The sequence below is a fragment of the Paracandidimonas lactea genome (assembly GCF_021653995.1).
Lineage (GTDB): Bacteria > Pseudomonadota > Gammaproteobacteria > Burkholderiales > Burkholderiaceae_B > Allopusillimonas > Allopusillimonas lactea.
In genome coordinates this window covers 61,252-78,445 of sequence record NZ_JAJJOZ010000004.1, presented here as the reverse complement: position 1 = coordinate 78,445, position 17,194 = coordinate 61,252, and the positions used below count along the sequence as shown (strand labels likewise).

Annotated in this window: 14 protein-coding genes; 6 read left to right on the top strand and 8 right to left on the bottom strand. The window is 62.2% G+C overall.

Features of this window, described 5'->3' with window-relative positions:
* The first annotated feature begins 337 nt into the window (after positions 1–337).
* Entirely contained in the window at positions 338–2,569 is a 2,232-nt protein-coding gene (locus tag LOL23_RS09295; RefSeq protein ID WP_237173511.1) for a TonB-dependent receptor, read from the top strand.
* Between the two features lie 115 nt (positions 2,570–2,684).
* Here LOL23_RS09295 and LOL23_RS09290 read toward each other — a convergent pair whose 3' ends face one another.
* The 3 genes from LOL23_RS09290 to LOL23_RS09280 are packed head-to-tail and all read right to left on the bottom strand — an operon-like array spanning position 2,685 to position 4,782.
* Positions 2,685–3,476, bottom strand: coding sequence for a thiazole synthase (locus LOL23_RS09290; protein ID WP_160979863.1), 792 nt, complete (start codon positions 3,474–3,476; stop codon positions 2,685–2,687).
* A gap of 6 nt (positions 3,477–3,482) precedes the next feature.
* Positions 3,483–3,704, bottom strand: a complete 222-nt coding sequence (gene thiS / locus LOL23_RS09285) for a sulfur carrier protein ThiS (protein WP_160979865.1) — start codon at positions 3,702–3,704, stop codon at positions 3,483–3,485.
* A 7-nt stretch (positions 3,705–3,711) separates the two neighbouring features.
* Positions 3,712–4,782: an FAD-dependent oxidoreductase gene (locus LOL23_RS09280; protein WP_160979867.1), complete on the bottom strand. Its 1,071-nt coding sequence runs from the start codon at positions 4,780–4,782 to the stop codon at positions 3,712–3,714.
* Positions 4,783–4,847: 65 nt separating this feature from the next.
* Here LOL23_RS09280 and LOL23_RS09275 point away from each other — a divergent pair, with 65 nt between their 5' ends.
* The 3 genes from LOL23_RS09275 (at position 4,848) to LOL23_RS09265 (ending at position 8,590) form a co-directional block, all read left to right on the top strand.
* The gene (locus LOL23_RS09275; protein WP_160979869.1) at positions 4,848–5,672 is read left to right on the top strand and encodes an IclR family transcriptional regulator; all 825 of its coding nucleotides are present in this window, start codon (positions 4,848–4,850) and stop codon (positions 5,670–5,672) included.
* Positions 5,673–5,727: 55 nt separating this feature from the next.
* Complete coding sequence (locus LOL23_RS09270; RefSeq protein ID WP_202411737.1) at positions 5,728–6,702, top strand: AAA family ATPase; 975 nt, start codon at positions 5,728–5,730, stop codon at positions 6,700–6,702.
* Positions 6,703–6,865: 163 nt separating this feature from the next.
* The gene (locus tag LOL23_RS09265) at positions 6,866–8,590 is read left to right on the top strand and encodes a cobaltochelatase CobT-related protein (RefSeq protein WP_160979871.1); all 1,725 of its coding nucleotides are present in this window, start codon (positions 6,866–6,868) and stop codon (positions 8,588–8,590) included.
* Positions 8,591–8,620: 30 nt separating this feature from the next.
* Here LOL23_RS09265 and pta read toward each other — a convergent pair whose 3' ends face one another.
* Together pta and xsc are read right to left on the bottom strand one after the other, a co-directional pair.
* Positions 8,621–9,619 (bottom strand): phosphate acetyltransferase, encoded by a 999-nt coding sequence (pta, locus tag LOL23_RS09260; protein ID WP_160979873.1) that lies wholly within the window; start codon positions 9,617–9,619, stop codon positions 8,621–8,623.
* 20 nt (positions 9,620–9,639) lie between these two features.
* Entirely contained in the window at positions 9,640–11,436 is a 1,797-nt protein-coding gene (xsc, locus tag LOL23_RS09255; protein WP_237173510.1) for a sulfoacetaldehyde acetyltransferase, read from the bottom strand.
* A gap of 365 nt (positions 11,437–11,801) precedes the next feature.
* On the opposite strand from xsc, the gene LOL23_RS09250 reads away from it, so the two are divergent.
* Together LOL23_RS09250 and LOL23_RS09245 are read left to right on the top strand one after the other, a co-directional pair.
* Positions 11,802–12,218: a nuclear transport factor 2 family protein gene (locus LOL23_RS09250; protein ID WP_160979875.1), complete on the top strand. Its 417-nt coding sequence runs from the start codon at positions 11,802–11,804 to the stop codon at positions 12,216–12,218.
* 69 nt (positions 12,219–12,287) lie between these two features.
* A complete protein-coding gene (locus LOL23_RS09245; RefSeq protein WP_160979877.1) occupies positions 12,288–13,697 on the top strand; it encodes an NAD(P)/FAD-dependent oxidoreductase in 1,410 nt (469 codons plus the stop codon).
* Between the two features lie 220 nt (positions 13,698–13,917).
* On the opposite strand, the gene pdxR is transcribed toward LOL23_RS09245, so the two are convergent.
* From pdxR to LOL23_RS09230, 3 genes are read right to left on the bottom strand one after another with little or no spacing between them, the layout of a single operon-like run.
* A complete protein-coding gene (gene pdxR, locus LOL23_RS09240; RefSeq protein WP_160979879.1) occupies positions 13,918–15,474 on the bottom strand; it encodes a MocR-like pyridoxine biosynthesis transcription factor PdxR in 1,557 nt (518 codons plus the stop codon).
* The gene (locus LOL23_RS09235) at positions 15,456–16,307 is read right to left on the bottom strand and encodes an ABC transporter permease subunit (protein ID WP_160979881.1); all 852 of its coding nucleotides are present in this window, start codon (positions 16,305–16,307) and stop codon (positions 15,456–15,458) included. Before LOL23_RS09235 ends, pdxR begins: the two co-directional genes overlap by 19 nt.
* Positions 16,300–17,142, bottom strand: a complete 843-nt coding sequence (locus LOL23_RS09230) for a taurine ABC transporter ATP-binding protein (RefSeq protein WP_202411726.1) — start codon at positions 17,140–17,142, stop codon at positions 16,300–16,302. The genes LOL23_RS09235 and LOL23_RS09230 overlap by 8 nt, the downstream gene beginning before the upstream one ends.
* Between the last annotated feature and the right edge of the window lie 52 nt (positions 17,143–17,194).

The window sequence follows — 17,194 nt, the reverse complement described above, 5'->3', positions numbered from 1 at the left end:
GCAAGACCTCCGCAGAGGTCGCCGGCACACTCCGCACTTGCTGTCCGATGTTGCCCTGCCGTGCTGCGTCAGGAAGGTACACAGCATCGAAGCACAGAAGCATCGACGTGCCCGCATGCATACATGTGAGTGTCTACAGCACTACCTTCTATATGTAAAATACAATAATTACTATTAAGATTTTTATTCATATAGCCCAGCTTGCAGCCGGTGCTCCCAACCCGGCTGTCGGCACACCACTCCCTCATGTCATTGCTGCTGCGATTGCGCGCCTGGTGCGCGCGGCTTGTTGGTTTGTCCTGTTTCTTTCATCCATGACAACCAACAAGGTGCTTTCATGCAACCCTATTCCGTTCCCGGAGATGCGCCAGGCGCCGCCCGGGCCATGCCCAGGCGCATCGCTGCCCTGATACTCCCGCTCGCAGCCACTGGCTTCCTGCCCCTCGCAGCCCATGCCGATTCCTCCGCCCCTGGTCAGGACGTGCAGACGCTCGCCCCGATTCCTGTATCGAGCCGCATTGGCAACCAGATCATGCCGCCGGTGCAGTCCACACTCACCCTCGATCGAGAACAGCTGGATGTCCTGTCACGCGGATCGGACAGTCTCGCGACCGTCCTGGCCAAAGCCGTACCAGGCATGTCCGACGCAAGCCGCACCGCAACGGATTACGGCCAGACCTTGCGCGGCCGCAACATGCTGGTGCTCGTTGACGGGATCCCGCTGAATACCAACCGCAATGCGTCCCGCACGCTGGCCAGCATCAATATGGCCGATATCGAAGAAATCGAGATCCTGCGCGGCAGCAGTGCGCTGTATGGCGCCGAGGCTTCTGGAGGCATCATTTCCATCCGCACGCGGCGACCCACAGGCGGATTCATCTCCGAGACGACGGTGTCGGGTACTTCGTCGCTGACCAATCCCGGCGCCGCAGGCCTGGGGGGCGAGCTGCAGCATTATTTTTCGGGCGCGAATGGCGCCCTGGATTATTCACTGAACGTCGGTGCGGGCCTGACCGGCGCATCATTCGACGCACATGGGCGGCGGATCGCGCCAGATCCAAGTCAGGGCGACTGGGCCGACTCCCGCTCTTACAGCGTCGCCGGAAAACTGGGCTTTAACATGGATGCGGACCAGCGCCTGCAACTGTCTGTGAATTACCAGGACATCCAGCAGGATACGGACTACGTGTCCGACCCCGCCGTCGCCCGACTGCCACCCGGGAGCGTATCGGCGCGGCCCTTGCGCGGATTGGAACTGGATCGCCAGAATGCCTTGCGCAACCAGATGGTGGCACTCGATTACGAGCATCGTGCCCTGGGCGACAGCACGCTCGCCGCGCAAATCTACTACCGCGACATGTTCACCCGCTTTGGACCGTTCGACGCGCGTGCCATCAGTGTGCGGGGCAACCATGTCGACCAGGCCCAGCAAAACTCCAGCGTGCTCGGAGGCCGGCTGACCATCAAGACGCCGCTGGGCGGAAGCGGTACTACGATGTTGACGTGGGGCGGTGATGTGAGCCGTGAGCGCAGCGATATGCCGCTCGACATTTTCGACGGGGGCGCATACGATGCCAGCGGCGGGCTGGTATATCGCAAGACCGGGAAACTGACCTATATGCCTCCTGTCACGACAACGAGCGGCGGCCTCTTCGCACAGCTCGAGCATCGCTTCAGCCCATCGTGGGCCGTACAGGGTGGCATCCGCTACGATCGCGCTGCGGTAAGCTTCGACGACTTCCAGCCGCTGTCGCAATTGCGCGCCTCTTCGCCGCAGTCCGTGCGCGGCGGCAACGTCAGCTATCATGGGTGGAGCTACAACGCGGGGCTGGTCTACACGCCTGTTCGCGGACACGATGTCCATCTGTCTTACAGCGAAGGGTTCGAGCTGCCGGATGTCGGCCTGCAGATACGCAATGCACGCCCGGGTTTCGACATCGGCAGCTCGTCGCTCGAGCCCATCAAGACCCGCACTGTCGAACTGGGATGGCGCGGGCAGTTTTCAGAGGTGTCTGCCTTCGTCACGGCCTTCCAGTCGTGGTCCGACCTGGGTGCCGTGCAGACAACGGATTTCGGTCTAACCCTGCAGCGCAACCGCGAACGCATCCGCGGCATCGAAGCCGGCCTGGATTACCTGACCGCGGACGAACGCTGGGGTTGGGGCGGTTCTGTTGCCTGGATGCAAGGGCGGGAACGCCCGCAGGGCAGCGCCGATTACCGCGACATGACGGGCTACCGCATACCCCCCCTGAAATTGAGCGCCTATGTCGATTACCGCCCCAGCGAGCGCTGGCAGCACCGGCTGCAGCTTGTCTCGTTCGCGTCGAAAGACTACCGCCTCGACGGTAGGGGCGCATTCGGGCGCCGGGATACCCACGGGTACACACTGCTCGACTTGGTCAGCAGTTACAAGCTGGACCGAAACAGCCGCATTTCGGTGGGCGTGGAAAATCTCCTGAATCGCGATTACCACCCGCTCTACAGCCAGTTGATGCGCAGCAACAACAACGCCAGCCGGCTGCCAGGCTCGGGGACAACAGTTCGGGTTGCGTACACCCATCGCTGGTAGCGATATCGGCCCTGGAATGCGTTCGCGCCTGCGGGGCCCGGACCTTCAGGCACTCAGAAAAAGCCGTCTCGCCGCTTTGATCGGCGAGACGGCTTTTTCATGCCGGGCTTGGCTGCTACAAGACGAAGGGACGACCGATGACGGGAGTGGTGGCGACGGCCATGTCCTGCTCGGCCATGATGCCGGCTTGCCAGGCTTTCCGGCCGCCTTCGACTGCGAGCTTGAAGGCCTCGGCCATCAGTACCGGATCATGCGCCTGCGAGACAGCGGAATTCAGCAGTACGCCGTCAAAGCCCAGCTCCATGGCCTGCATGGCGTCCATGGGCGAACCGATGCCGGCATCGATGATGAGCGGCACGTCAGTGATGCGGTCGCGCAGGGTGCGCAGGGCGTAGGGGTTGATCAGCCCCTGGCCCGAGCCGATCGGGGCGCCCCAGGGCATCAGGATGCGGCAGCCAGCATCGAGCAGGCGATGGCAGGTGACGAGATCATCCGTACAGTAGGGAAAGACCTCGAAGCCCGCCTTGATCAGCTCGGTTGCGGCCTGCACCAATTCAAAGGGATCGGGCTGCAAGGTGTACTGGTCGCCGATGACTTCGAGCTTGATCCAGTTTGTATCGAATACCTCGCGCGCCATGTGGGCCAGTGCGATTGCTTCGGCGGCGGTATGGCAGCCGGCGGTGTTGGGCAGCAGGTGTGCGCCGCTCTGGCGGATCAGCCTGAAGAAGGACTGGCCGCCCGATTGCGTGTCACCACCTGGCTGCGCCATCTGGCGCTTGAGGCCGACGGTGACAACTTGGGCGCCCGATGCCTCGATGGCCTGTTCGAGCACCATGGGCGATGGATAGCCCGCAGTGCCTAGGAAGAAACGACTTTCCAGCGTTACGCCGGCAATAGACCAGGACATCTGGGTTCAGCCTCCGGTGATGGGTTCAAACGTGGTGACGGCGTCATCGTTGTTGAGGACGATATCTGCGCGTGCCTGGCGGGCGACATGACGCCCGTTGACCGCAGTGGCAACGGGTACGCCGTCTTGCATGGCGCGGGCCGCAAAGGCGCGCATGGCGTCGTCGAGCGTAAAGCCCTGGGCAACCGTATGCCGCTGGCCGTTAAAAAGAATATCGATGGTGCTCACTGTCTTGCTATGCCCGGATCAGGGGATCGTGGGAAAAAGCCTGGGCCATGGCGTCTTCGGCGATTGCCGGGGCAATCAGCCAGCCGTGGCGGAACAGGCCGTTGATGCGTGTAAGGCCGGCTTGTTGCTCGATGCGGGGCAGGTTGTCGACCAGGGCGGGACGCAGATTGGTTTCGCTGTGCACGACGCGTGCCTCGAGCAGTGCCGGCATCATGCTGTGCGCCGCCGCCAGTAATTCTACCGTGCCGCGCAGAGAGACGGGAGAGCGATCCTCGCTTTCGATTTCGCTGGCGCCCACCACGATGATGTCGCCGCGCCGTGGCACCACGTATACGCGATGACGCGGGTGCAGCAGGCGCACCGGGCGGTTCAGCCGCACGCCTGGAGCATGCAGCCAGAAGATTTCGCCGCGCACACCGCGCACATTGCGGCAGGAGATTTCGTTGCCCAGATCGGGTGCGCCCGGCAGGCGCTGGCCCAGGCCGCGCACGTCGAATACGTGGTCGAATTCCCACACCTGATCGCCCACGCCCAGGAGGCCGGGTTGAACGCGGTCGATCGAGCTGCCCCAGTGCCATTGCACGCCGCGGGCGCCTTCGTACAGACCCTGCATGGTTTCGACGGAATTGAGCAGCCCTTCGTGCGGTAGCAGCCAGGCCTGAGTGGGGCCGCGCACGTCGGGTTCAAGCTGAGCCAGCTCATCGATAGCGATGCGCACAGGTCGATATGCTTGAGGTGCCTTCTCGGCCAGCAGGCCGACAGTGCGTTGGGCGGCGCCGGTATCCTGCCGGTGCGCCAGCAGCAGGCTGCCTTCGCGCGAGAACGACACCTGCCCGGGTAGCGTGGGAATGATCTGCGCCCAACGGTCAAGCGAGCGCACGCCCAGGCTGAAGACGTTGCTGTTGGCGCATTCGAGTTCGGCCGTGGGCGTGAGCATGCCGGCGGCCGTCCAGCCGGCCGCGCCCCGGCCTTGCGGGCCGTCGGCGGGATCGAACACGCTGACAGCATGGCCCTGTTGGGTAAGCAAATAAGCAAGCAAACGGCCCAGGACACCAGCGCCGGCAATACCGATATTCATTTTTTTCATCCAAACTTTATAAAAAACGGTACAATTTATTCCTATTATTGGAATATAGAGCGATCATGGCAGCGCGTCCACAAGAAATATCAAGCGAATTGAAAATCGATGGCAACACGCCCACGATGCGGCTGTTCGCCCTGCTTGAGGTCATTGCCCAGAAAGACCAGTACTTTTCACTGCAAGGCTTGGTGGAGGAGCTGGGCCTGCCTAAGCCCACACTGCACCGCATGCTGCAGCAGCTGGAAGGCGCAGGCATGATCCAGCGCGACGGAGACGGGCGCCAGTACAGCAGCGGGTTGCGTTTGCGGCGCATGGCCGAGAACCTGCTGCTGAACAATACCGTGCATGGCGCGCGGCATTCGGTGCTGCGCCAGCTGGTAGAAGAGGTGGGCGAAAGTTGCAACATCACCACATGCTCGGGGGATGAGGTATTGTATCTCGACCGGGTGGAAACGCTGGCCCCGTTGCGCTTCTATCTGCATCCTGGTTCGCGCGTGCCGTTGCATTGCTCTGCCAGCGGCAAGCTGTTCATGGCGCAGATGACGCCCTCGCAGCGGCGGCGGCTGCTCACTGCCACCACGCTCAGCGGCTATACCGACAAGACACTTACTTCTGCCGAGGCCGTCGAGGCCGAGATAGAAGCCGTGCGTCGCAACGGTTACGGTATGGACAACGAAGAGTTCTTGCCGGGGCTGTTGTGCATCGCCGTGGCGGTGCCGTCCACGCAGGGCAAATCCAATATGGCCGTGGCCATCCAGGCGCCCATTATGCGCATGCCGGCCGAGAAAGCGCGGCAGCACCTGCCCGCGCTGCGCCGGGCCGCTCAGGCGCTGGCCAGGATAGAAGCCGGCAATTATCCGCCCGACGACAATCCGCAGGCGGGCTGACACCCGTAAGGCGTAGATCAAGGAGACACTCATGCAGCACGCCCCCATTCCGTCCATGGCCGCCCAGGGCACCGCCGCGCCGGCTATGCAGCAAGTACCGGTGCGTGATCTGTTTGGGCTGGACACCAGCCTGAAGGTGCCGGCGTACATCGAACGCGATGAGCACGTACCGGAAATCGATACTGCCTACCGCTTCGACCACGCCGCCACGATGGCCATCCTGGCGGGCTTTGCGCACAATCGGCGCGTGCTGGTGCAGGGCCTGCACGGCACGGGCAAATCCACCCATATCGAACAGGTGGCGGCACGGCTCAACTGGCCCTGTGTGCGCGTCAACCTTGATGGCCACATCAGCCGGTTGGATCTGGTGGGCCGTGACGCCATTGTGCTGCGCGAAGGCATGCAGGTCACAGAATTCCAGGAAGGCATCATTCCCTGGGCCTTGCAGCGGCCAGTGGCGCTGATTCTGGACGAATACGATGCCGGCCGGCCCGATGTCATGTTCGTGATCCAGCGCATCCTGGAACGCGATGGGCGGTTCACGCTGCTGGACCAGAACCGGGTTATCACGCCGAATGCGGGCTTCCGGCTGTTTGCCACCGCCAATACGCTGGGGCTGGGCAACACCACCGGCCTGTACCAAGGCACGCAACTACTCAACCATGCCCAGCTTGATCGCTGGAATATCGTGGCGACGCTCAATTATCTGGCGCCCGAGCACGAACTGGCGATCGTGGCCGGGCGTGTGCCCGCGCTGGACGACGAACGCGGGCGGGCCATGGTGGCGGCCATGATTGCAGTGGCTGGCCTGACCCGAAAGGGCTTTGAGGTGGGCGACCTGAGCACGTTGATGTCCCCACGCACCGTCATTACCTGGGCCGAGAACACATGCATTTTTGGTGATCAGGCCTTGGCTTTCCAGCTTTCTTTCCTGAACAAGTGCGATGAAGCCGAGCGCGGCATCGTCGCTGAATATTATCAACGCTGCTTTGGTGAGGATCTGCCTGGCTTAGAGCAGGCCGTGGCCTGAGCAGAAGCCAGCAGGTGGGCGCCACCAAGATGGCGCGGGCAGGGGCCGGCACAGTACGCCCTGTATGTATCCGAACAGCGTTGATCCAGCCTGGCAGATCCAGAACGCTTGATATGGCAAGAACGGCCCGCAATGGCCCAATGGGAGCCAAGGAGGCATCATCATGAATCAGCCCGCGCTCAATGCCGCGCGTGAGCGCCAGCGCCGCCAGCAGTACGAAGAGCGGTCCGCGGCCACCATGCGGGCTTTGACGGGTCGCCCCGCATTGCATTTCGAGGGTGGGCGGGTGTATGACGGCGAGCGGGCGCTTGCCGCATACGCTCCGCATTTGCGCCCGCAGCCGGGGCTGGATGCGCTGGAGGCCCATCGCGGTGTGACCGACGGCTTGGCCCTGCGCATGTTGTATTCCGATGCGGCGCTGCACGCGCAGCTGACGCCGCCCGAGCCCATCGCCCGGCTGGTGTTCGAATGGCTGGAGCAACTGCGAGTTGAATCGCTGGCACCTGCTCATCTGCCTGGTGTGCGCGATAACATGGCGCGGCACTATCAAGCCTGGTCGGCGGCCTTCCTGGATTCGGGAGCCACTGAAACCAGCATCGGCATTTTGCTGTTCACGTTCTCTCAGATGGCCTGGAGCCGGCTTACCGGCCTGCGCCTGCCCGAACATGTCGAAGACCTGCTTGAGCCCACACGCGTTGCATTGGGCGCGTCGCTGGGCGCGCATCTGGCCGGCCTGCGCCGGATGCGCCACGATCAGCGCGCATATGCCGAGCACGCACTGGCCGTGGCGAGGGAGATCGCGGCGCGCGTGCAGGCCGAATACGAAGACAGCCCGCCCGACGCTCGTAAGCGCCGGCAGGCCGGTTTTTCTCTCTGGCTCGATGCCGATGATGCGCCGGAGGTGGGCTTTCAGACAGTGCAAAGCGGTGAGAGCATGGCGTTTCGCGCCGCGCGCGGGCAATACCGCGTATTCACGCGTCGCCACGATGTGGAACAGCCCGCCGATACGCTGGTGCGGCAGGCACTGCTGGCCGAGTTTCGCGAGCGGCTGGACGTCCGGGTCGCCAAGCAGGGGATCAATACGGGTCGGCTGGCGCGCATGCTTCGGGCCGTGCTGGCGCGTCCGCAGCGCGAAGGCTGGAATTTCGGGCAAGAAGAAGGGGTGATTGATGGACGTCGCTTGTCACAGCTCGTCAGTTCTCCGACCGAGCGGCGCCTGTTCATGCAGGATCGCCATGTACCTGTCTCCGATTGTGCCGTAAGCTTTCTGGTCGATTGCTCTGGCTCCATGAAGCAGTATGGCGAGCCGGTGGCGATGTTGCTGGATGTCCTGATGCGCGCGCTGGGTCAGGCAGGCGTTGCCACCGAGATCCTTGGGTTTACCACCCGCGCCTGGAACGGCGGTCGGGCGCGCCGCGAATGGCTGGCGCAAGGCCGTCCGCCGGCCCCGGGGCGCTTGAACGAGCTGTGCCATTTAGTGTTCAAGGCCGCCGACACCGACTGGCGCCGCGCCCGCCGCAGCATCTGCGCACTGATGAAACCCGATCTGTTTCGCGAAGGCGTGGATGGCGAGGCGGTGCAATGGGCCTGCCAGCGTTTGCTGGCCCGTGAGCGCCGGCGCCGCATCCTGCTGGTGATTTCAGATGGCTGCCCCATGGACAGCGCCACCAACCTCGCCAATGATGCGTTCTATCTGGACAATCACCTGCGTGCGGTGGTGCGCCAACAGGAACGCGAGCAGGGTATCGAGATCATCGGCCTGGGTGTGGGGCTGGACCTCAGCCCTTACTACACGCGATCGCTGGCGGTGGATTTGTCCGAGGGCTTGGATAACGCGGTTTTCGATGAGTTGGTGAAGCTGCTGGGCGCGCGTCGCAAGCGTGCCTGAGTGTGGACTGATGTGGCGTGCGGGCCGGCCCTAGCGCTGCGTACCCTGCGCCTGCACCGCAGTGATGGCGATCACGTTGTACACGTCTTGGGCGGAACACCCGCGCGACAGATCGTTGGCAGGCTTGTTCAGGCCTTGCAGCAGGGGGCCGACGGCACTTGCGCCGCCCAGGCGCTCGGTCAGTTTGTAGCCGATATTGCCGGCCGACAGATTGGGAAATATCAGCACATTGGCTTGCCCATGCACGTTGGATTGCGGAACCTTGCGTTGTGCGATCGCGGGCACGATGGCGGCATCGAGCTGGATTTCGCCATCAACGGCGAGCTCAGGTTGCCGCGCGCGCACCAACTGTGTGGCATGGTGTACTTTTTCTACTTCTTTGTGTGAGGCACTGCCGTTTGTCGAGAACGACAACATGGCCAGCCGAGGCTCGGCATCCAGCAGCGTGCGGGCGCTCTGCGCCGCCGCCAGTGCAATTTCAGCAAGTTCTTCCGCGTCCGGGTCGATGACCAGCCCGCAGTCGGAGAAAATCATGGCCTGCGTGTCGCCGTGAAGCGGCTGTTCGCGCAGCATGAGGAAAAAACTCGACACCAGGCGGGTGTCCGCGCGTTTGCCGATGATCTGCAAAGCATTGCGGACGACATCAGCGGTGGTGTGGACGGCACCCGCCACCGAGCCGTCAGCGTAGCCTTGGCGGACCATAAGCTGCGCAAACACTAGGGGGTCGAGCACCGCACCGGCTGCCTGTTCTGCTGTCATGCCCCGCTTGGCGCGCAGCGCCAGCAGGGTATCGCGCAATTCAGGCAACCACGGCGAAGTAGCTGGGTCTACGTACGTCATGCCGGCCGGCGAGGCGGCGTCTTGCGACGCCGCCCCTTCCGGCGCGGGCGCCACCATGATCACTTGTGCCAGGCCGTCAGCGGCGGCGCGCCGCCCGGCTTCCCGCACACGCGGGTCGTCTGCTTCACACAAGACGATCCGCATGGGCTGGCGGCGTGCTTTATCGTAAATGCGATCAAGCAATTGCATGGTAGGGCGGCTCCGGTGGCTCAGACGTAGTCTTTGTACTTCTCGAGGAGGCGCACCGGCTTGGACAGCGCATCGCGGCGGAACGGGTCGCCCAGTTCGCGCGTACACATGATTTCCACGACCGTGGTCTTGCCTTCCTTCATCTGCGCTTCCACCGCGCGCTTCAGGGCTGGGCCGACGTCTTCGAGTTTGTCGACTACGATGCCTTCTGCGCCCATGGCCTTGGCGATGCCGGCAAAGCTCTGGTTATCGAGTTCGCCTGCGACGAAGCGGCGGTTGTAGAAGTCAACCTGGTTCTTCTTCTCGGCACCCCACTGGCGGTTATGGAACACCACAGCCGTAACGGGAATGTCGTGACGCACGCAGGTCATGATCTCGGACATGCTCATGCCCCATGCGCCGTCGCCGGCATAGGCGATGGCGGGGCGATGCGGTGCGGCGACTTTGGCGCCGATGATGGTGGGCAGCGCATAGCCGCAGTTGCCCCAGCTCATCGGTGCGAAGAAGCTGCGCGGCTTTTCGAAGCGCAGGTAGCTGTTGGCGACCGAGTTGATGTTGCCGATGTCGGTGGACACCATCACGTCTTCGGGCATCGCCTTTTCGAGTTCGCGAAGAACCTGGCGCGGATGCAGGTAGCTGCCGTCCTCGTTCTTCTGCTCTTCGATCATGTCCAGGCTGTACGGATCACGCTCGTGGGTCCATTCAGTCAGCTCTTGTTCCCAGGCGTCTTTTTCAGCCTTGATCTGGACGGCGCGCTCTTCCTTGGTGCTGTCGCAGGCCAGCGTCTTGCCGTCCAGCCGCTGGCTGATCGCCACGGCGGCGGCCTTGGCGTCGCCGCAGATGCCGACGGTGATCTTCTTGACCAGGCCCAGCATCTTGCTGTCGGCGTCGATCTGGATGATCTTGGCTTCCTTGGGCCAGTAGTCCATGCCATGCTGCGGCAGCGTGCCGAAGGGGCCGAGGCGAGTGCCCAGCGCCACCACGACATCAGCGCGCGAAATCAACTTCATGGCCGCCTTCGAGCCCTGGTAGCCCAGGGGGCCGCACCAAAGTGGATGGCTGGCGGGGAAGGAGTCATTGTGCAGGTAGCTGTTGACCACGGGGGCGCCCAGGCGCTCGGCCAACGCCTTGCATTCCTCGACGGCATCGCCCATGACCACGCCGCCGCCGGAGATGATGACGGGGAACTTGGCCTTGGACAGCAGTTCGGCAGCCTCGTCCAGCGTCTTGTCGCCGCCGGGGCCGCGATCCAGGCGCTGCGGGCGGGGGATCTCTGCTTTGATCTCGCCGTAGAAATAGTCGCGCGGGATGTTCAACTGGGTGGGGCCCATTTCGGACATGGCGCGATCGAAGCAGCGTGCCGTGTATTCGGCCATGCGGGCGGGGTTGGTGACGTGGCCCTGATACTTGGTGAATTCCTGGAACATGGGCAACTGGTTGGCTTCCTGGAAGCCACCCAGGCCGATGCCGCCGGTGCCGGCTTCGGGCGTGACGATGACCACGGGCGTGTGCGCCCAATAGGCCGCCGCGATTGCGGTAACGCAGTTGCTGATGCCGGGGCCGTTCTGGCCAATTACAACGCCATGGCGGCCGCTCACGCGGGCATAGCCGTCGGCCATGTGACCTGCGCCCTGTTCGTGGACGACGGGAATCAGGCGAATGCCGGCGGGCGCGAAGATATCCATCGCGTCCATGAAAGCCGAGCCCATGATGCCGAACATTTCGGTGACGCCATTGGCCACCAGAGTTTCGACAAAGGCTTCGGAGGGGGTCATTTTTTGCACGCCGCTTACAGGGGTGCGGGTATCGGTGGTCATGGCGTCTCCAGAGGTCGGGAGTTGGCGGTTGAGCGTGTCCATAAGGCGTCTCGCTGTCTAAAAATTGAGATGAGTTGTTCCGTTATTTGTTTTTTTCGATAATTCTATCCGCCTTCAAACTAAAGTCAATCTAAAAAATACATTTTCGGAACAAAAAGTTTCGCTTTTAGGGTTTGTATGCATAAGAGAATGTGCTGGCTTATGCGAAACGTCTGTTCTGGCCCTAGACCGGGGCGGGCCGATCTCCTACCTTAGGCTGGTCGCTTTCACGATCAAGTTTTTCGTAGATGATCTACAGCTACGGCCCGTAACTACTATTCGGGCGTTGCAACGCAACGACCGGCTGCACCCAAGGAGATAAACATATGTCTGATGACACCCTCGTCGAAATGTCCGATGAAGCGCTCGTTGCCACCATCCAGGCGTTCGGCGATGCCTGGAACCGCCACGATATCGACGCACTGATGTCGTTCATGCACGACGACTGCGTCTTTGAAACCGTTGCCGGCCCGCAGGCCTACGGCTCGCGCCACGAAGGGCGTGCCGCCGTCCGCAAGGCGTTCGAGGCTGCCTGGCAGACCATTCCCGATGCCAGCTGGCTCAATGCGCGCTGCTGGGGGCATGGCAACCGGGGCGTGATGGAGTCGACCTTTACCGGCACATCCGCCGATGGGTCGCGCATCGAAGCCAATATGGTCGACCTGCTCGAATTCCGCGATGGCAAGATCATTCTCAAGAACGCGTTCCGCAAAAACCGGCCCCACCTGCCGGCCAAGGGTTGAGCGCCGCACCTCCGTACGCGAGCGCCTGTTTGTTTTACTGATGCCACGACCATTGATTCTGGAGTCATGATGGCTGCAAATCCTGTCATTACCGAGCCGTCGCCTGTGAGCGCCGCCCCGGCTAGCCCCTACGATCCACTTTACGATCCGCTGGTCACGCCCACTGGGCGCGGTCAGGCCTACGCGCCCACGTACTGGGTTGCCACCGCCGGGCCTCCGCCCGCCGATGACGGCCCTGTGACCGGCGATATGAATGTGGATGTGGTGGTCATCGGGTCCGGGTTCACCGGCCTGGTCACTGCACTGAATCTGGCGCGCGAGCACGGGGTGCAGGTTGCGGTGCTGGAGGCCAATCGCGTCTCCTGGGGCTGCACCAGCCGCAATGGCGGCCAGGGCCAGAACGCCTCGGGGCGCCTGTATCGTTCGCAGTGGATCCAGCGCTGGGGCCTGGAAACTGCCAAGCGGCTGGATGCCGAGATCCATGAAGGCTTCGAGTACTGGAAGAGCCTGGTGGCGGGCATTGACTGTGATGCGCAGCCAGGCGGGCATCTTTATACAGCCCACCGCCAGAAGAAGATGGCTTTTCTGGAAAACGAGTGCCGCGTGATGCGCGACACTTTTGGCTACGGCACACGCATGCTCACCCGTGAAGAGCTGCATGAGCGCTTTGTCGCGGATCAGGAGGCGTGCGGGGCACTGCACGAGCCCGACGGTGTGGGTGTACATCCGGTGAAGCTGGCCTTCGGGTACCTGCGCCAGTTGCGCGAGCTGGGCGTGAAGGTTTATACCAGCAGCCCGGTGCAGGGCTGGGAAACGGTAGGCGGTGTGCATCATTTGCGCACGCCGGGTGGCATCGTGCGCGCCAAGCGGGTAGCTGTGGCCACAGGCGGCTACACGCCGCAGGGGCTGCACAAGTCGCTCACGAGCAAGATCATGCCGATTCTGTCCAACTCGATGGTTACGCGGCCACTGACGACGCAGGAACGCGAGGCGGCGGGCCTCAAGAGCACAACATTCATTACGGATACCCGTACACTGCGCTTTTATTACCGCCTGCTGCCGGATGGTTCCATGCAGATCGGCAGCCGCAGTGCGCTCACAGGCGCGGATGCGCAGAACAGCCGTCACCTCGAGCTGCTCAAGCATGGCTTGGCGCGCAAGTTTCCCACGCTTCGCGATATCCCGATTGCGTATTCGTGGTGGGGCTGGGTGGATGTGAGCCATGACATGATGCCTCGGATTGTTCAGCCGGATCCAGACCAGAGCATTTTTTATGCCTTCGGTTACGGCGGCAATGGCGTGTCGTTCTCGGCGGCGGCAGGGCGGCGCCTGGCGGAACGCGTAGTGGGCAAGGCGGGCAAGCACTGGGATCTGCCCATCTACAACTCGCCGCTTCCAGGCCACCTGTTTGCGCCGTTCCGCCGGCTTGGGCAGGCGATGCTGTACAAATACTATTATCTGCGCGATGAGGTGCTCTGACGAGCTTCTTTTTCCACGCATAAATAATGCCCGCAACTGGCTTTGCCCGGTTGCGGGCATTTTGTTGACGTCTGGCGCGTGCTGTGAGAGGCGCCGTGGCGAGGCAGGTTGGGCGCGCCTTGAGCTCGCCGCAAGCACAGAAAAGCAAGCTCCCGCCTAAAAAATTCAAACAGCCCGCAAGCAAAGCCCCCCAGCTAAAGAACGGAGCAGGAAGCACACGCTATGACGGGTCCGTCAGCGCCCGGTAGACAGCCGCCAGGCGTCGTATGCCCTCCGGGATGCGCGCCTTATCGATCGAGGCGAAACCCACCCGGATGTAATTTTGGTTCGTACGCGTCGCCCGGTGGAAAAACACATGCCCCGGCTCGATTACCACCCCTTGCTGCAGAGCAGCCTCAGCCAGCCGAGTCGTGTTCGTGCCTTCGGGTGCCTTGATCCAGCCCGACGAGCCACCGCTGATCGGTACCAGCTCGAACTCAGGTAGATGCTCCGCCACCGCCTGCGTAAGCACCTGCGCGCGCTCCGCATACAGCACCGAAAGGCGCCGAAGCAGCGAATGATGGTGCCCCAGCGAAATGAACAGCGCAAAGGCCCGCTGCGTATACGCTGGTGGATGACGTAGCATCAGGCGACGCAGCGCACGCAGCTCTGCCACAAGCTCTCGCGGCGCCACGATATAGCCCAGCCGCAAGCCTGGTGCAAAACTCTTGGACAAACTGCCAACATAAATAACCCGCCCGTGGCGATCCAGACTCTTGAGCGCTGGTGATGGCTGGCCATCGTAGCGGTTTTCGGTTTCGTAGTCGTCCTCGATCACAATGCCGTCAGAGCGACTAACCAGCTCCAGCAGCGCTACGCGCCGTTCCATGGGCAGCGTAACCGACGTGGGGCATTGGTGGCTGGGTGTGACAAAGATATAGTCGCAGGTGCGCAGCGCCGGGGTAATACATAGCCCTTGCTCATCAACGGGCAGCGGCAGCAGCCGCTCCGTACGATGGGCGAAAATATTGCGTGCATCAGGGTAGCCGGGGTCTTCCATACCCACCACGGTATGGTTGTGCATCAGCAAGTCGGCCAACAGATACAGCGCGTGCTGCGCGCCCACCGTGACTACAATCTCGTCGGCTTCCGCCCACACGCCCCGTCTTGGCAGCACCTGGCTGCGGATTTCCTCAATCAGCGCCGGGTCGTCATGGGTGATGAGGTCGGGCGCCCAACTCTTGATATCGAGTACCGACAACGCCCGCGTACAGCACTCGCGCCATTCCGCAGTAGGAAACTGCCCAGGGTCGAACTGCGCATACACAAACGGGTAGGGCATGCTTTGCCAGTTCTCGGGCTTGACAATGTTGCGCTGCCTCGACGGGTGGAACACCAGGCGCTGATGCCAAGTGGCCACACGCCAGGGCTGCTCGGCTGGTTCTGGTTGGCGTGGCGCCTCACCTTGCACATGATTGCGCAGCACGTCGTCGGCCACGAAATGGCCGCTGCGCTCGCGTGACACCAGATAGCCTTCGGCCACTAACTGCTGATAGGCAAATACAACCGTGTTGCGCGCCACCCCCAGACTGTCGGACAACTGTCGGCTGGATGGCGCCGGCGTGCCCGCTGGCAGATGGCCGCTCAGGATCGCCGACACCAGCATTTGCCGGATGCGGCCCTGCAGGCTGAGGTTCGGATCACTGACACGATCGAACAAAGGCTGCCATTGCACAGCGGCCGTCGAACTGACGGCCGCCTGAGGTGCAGGAGAAGTGGTCAGATTTTTCCCTTCCATGGTATGAGTACGCGCTCGAGATAGCGCAGCAACAAGTCGAAAATCAGGGCGAAAAAGCCTATCACTATTATGCCCATAATTACAGTGTCGCTGGCGAGATATTGTGCCGCGTTCAGTACCATGAAACCTAAGCCGCGCGCCGCCGCCACCATTTCGGCCGCCACCAGCGTCGTCCAACCGACCCCAATGCCAATACGCATACCCGTGAAAATCTCGGGCAAGGCTGCCTTGAGGATCACATGGAAGATGATTTGGCGGCTAGATCCGCCCATGGCATATGCCGCGTGGATCTGCTCGATGGACACCGATTTGACCCCCGCACGAGCGGCAATCGCCATCGGCGCGAAGATCGCCAGATAAATCAGGAAGACCTTCGGAAACTCCCCAATGCCAAACCAGATGATCACCAGCGGCAAATAAGCCAAGGGCGGCAGGGGACGGTAAAACTCGATCACCGGATCGCACAGGCCGCGCACGACCCGGTTCACGCCCATCAGGATGCCGATCGGCACGGCAGTGACCAGTGCCAGAAAGAATGCGCCCATGACGCGGCCCAAGCTGGCTGTGGTGTGCTCGAAAAGCGTGGAGTTCGCGACGCCGATCGTGACGGCTTCGACGAATTTTTCCCATACCGCGAATGGCGACGGTAGGAAAATCGGCTTGATCCAGCCCATGCTGGTCACGAGAAACCACAGCGCGATCAGTGCCACGGCTGTCATGAAGCTGATAAAGCCACTGTAGCCAGCGCCCGGGGCGCCATAGACTTTCCCCGGCGTGGCGGGCTTGCGGGCAAACAGGCCGCGAGCGTGCGAGGGGGTGATTTGCTTAGACATGAAGTAGGGCCGGTTCGCCGGCTTCGCGTTCGTCGCCATAGATAATTCCCAATACTGTTTCGCGCATCTGGATGAAGTCCTTGCTGGATTTGATCGCGCGGGCATCGCGCGATTCCAGGAAACGCTTGTTGAAGTCCAGTTCGTACATATTGGTGATGCGTCCGGGGCGAGGCGACATCACAATCAGCTTGGACCCGAGAAACAGTGCTTCCTCCACACTGTGCGTAATAAAGAAGAACATCTTGTGGGTGTGCTGCCATACATCGAGCAGCAGTTCCTGGATGGTTTCCCGCGACAGAGCATCCAGCGCGGCCATCGGCTCATCCATCAGCAGCATGGCCGGGTTGCAGGTAAGCGCGCGGGCGATCCCCACGCGTTGCTGCATGCCGCCAGACAACTGGTAAATCATATGGCGGTGAAAATCCTGCAGACCGACCAGTTCGAGATTGCGCGCGGCAATGGTATGGCGGGTTTTCTTGTCCACACCCTGTAGTTTCAGGCCGAACTCTGTGTTGTCGATCACATTCAGCCAGGGCAGCAGGGCGTGTTTCTGGAACACGACGCCGCGGTCCGGGCCCGGCCCCACGACGGGCTGGCCTCCCAGCAGCAACTCGCCGGAAGTTGGCGACAGGAAGCCGGCCAGTACATTGAGCAGGGTGGTTTTGCCGCAGCCAGAGGCCCCAAGCGCGACGACGAATTCGCCGGGCGGGATTTCCAGGTTGACGTTCTGCAGCGCGGTCACCGAACCCCCACCTTGCTGAGCAGGGTAAGTGACGCTTACACCTTTGATGCTCATGGCAGGCATGGACTGCCCCATGGAAGTGGGTGCTGTCATGATGGTGTCTCCTTGTTGATGAATCCGTCCGCCGGGAAGCCCCGGCGGCGGC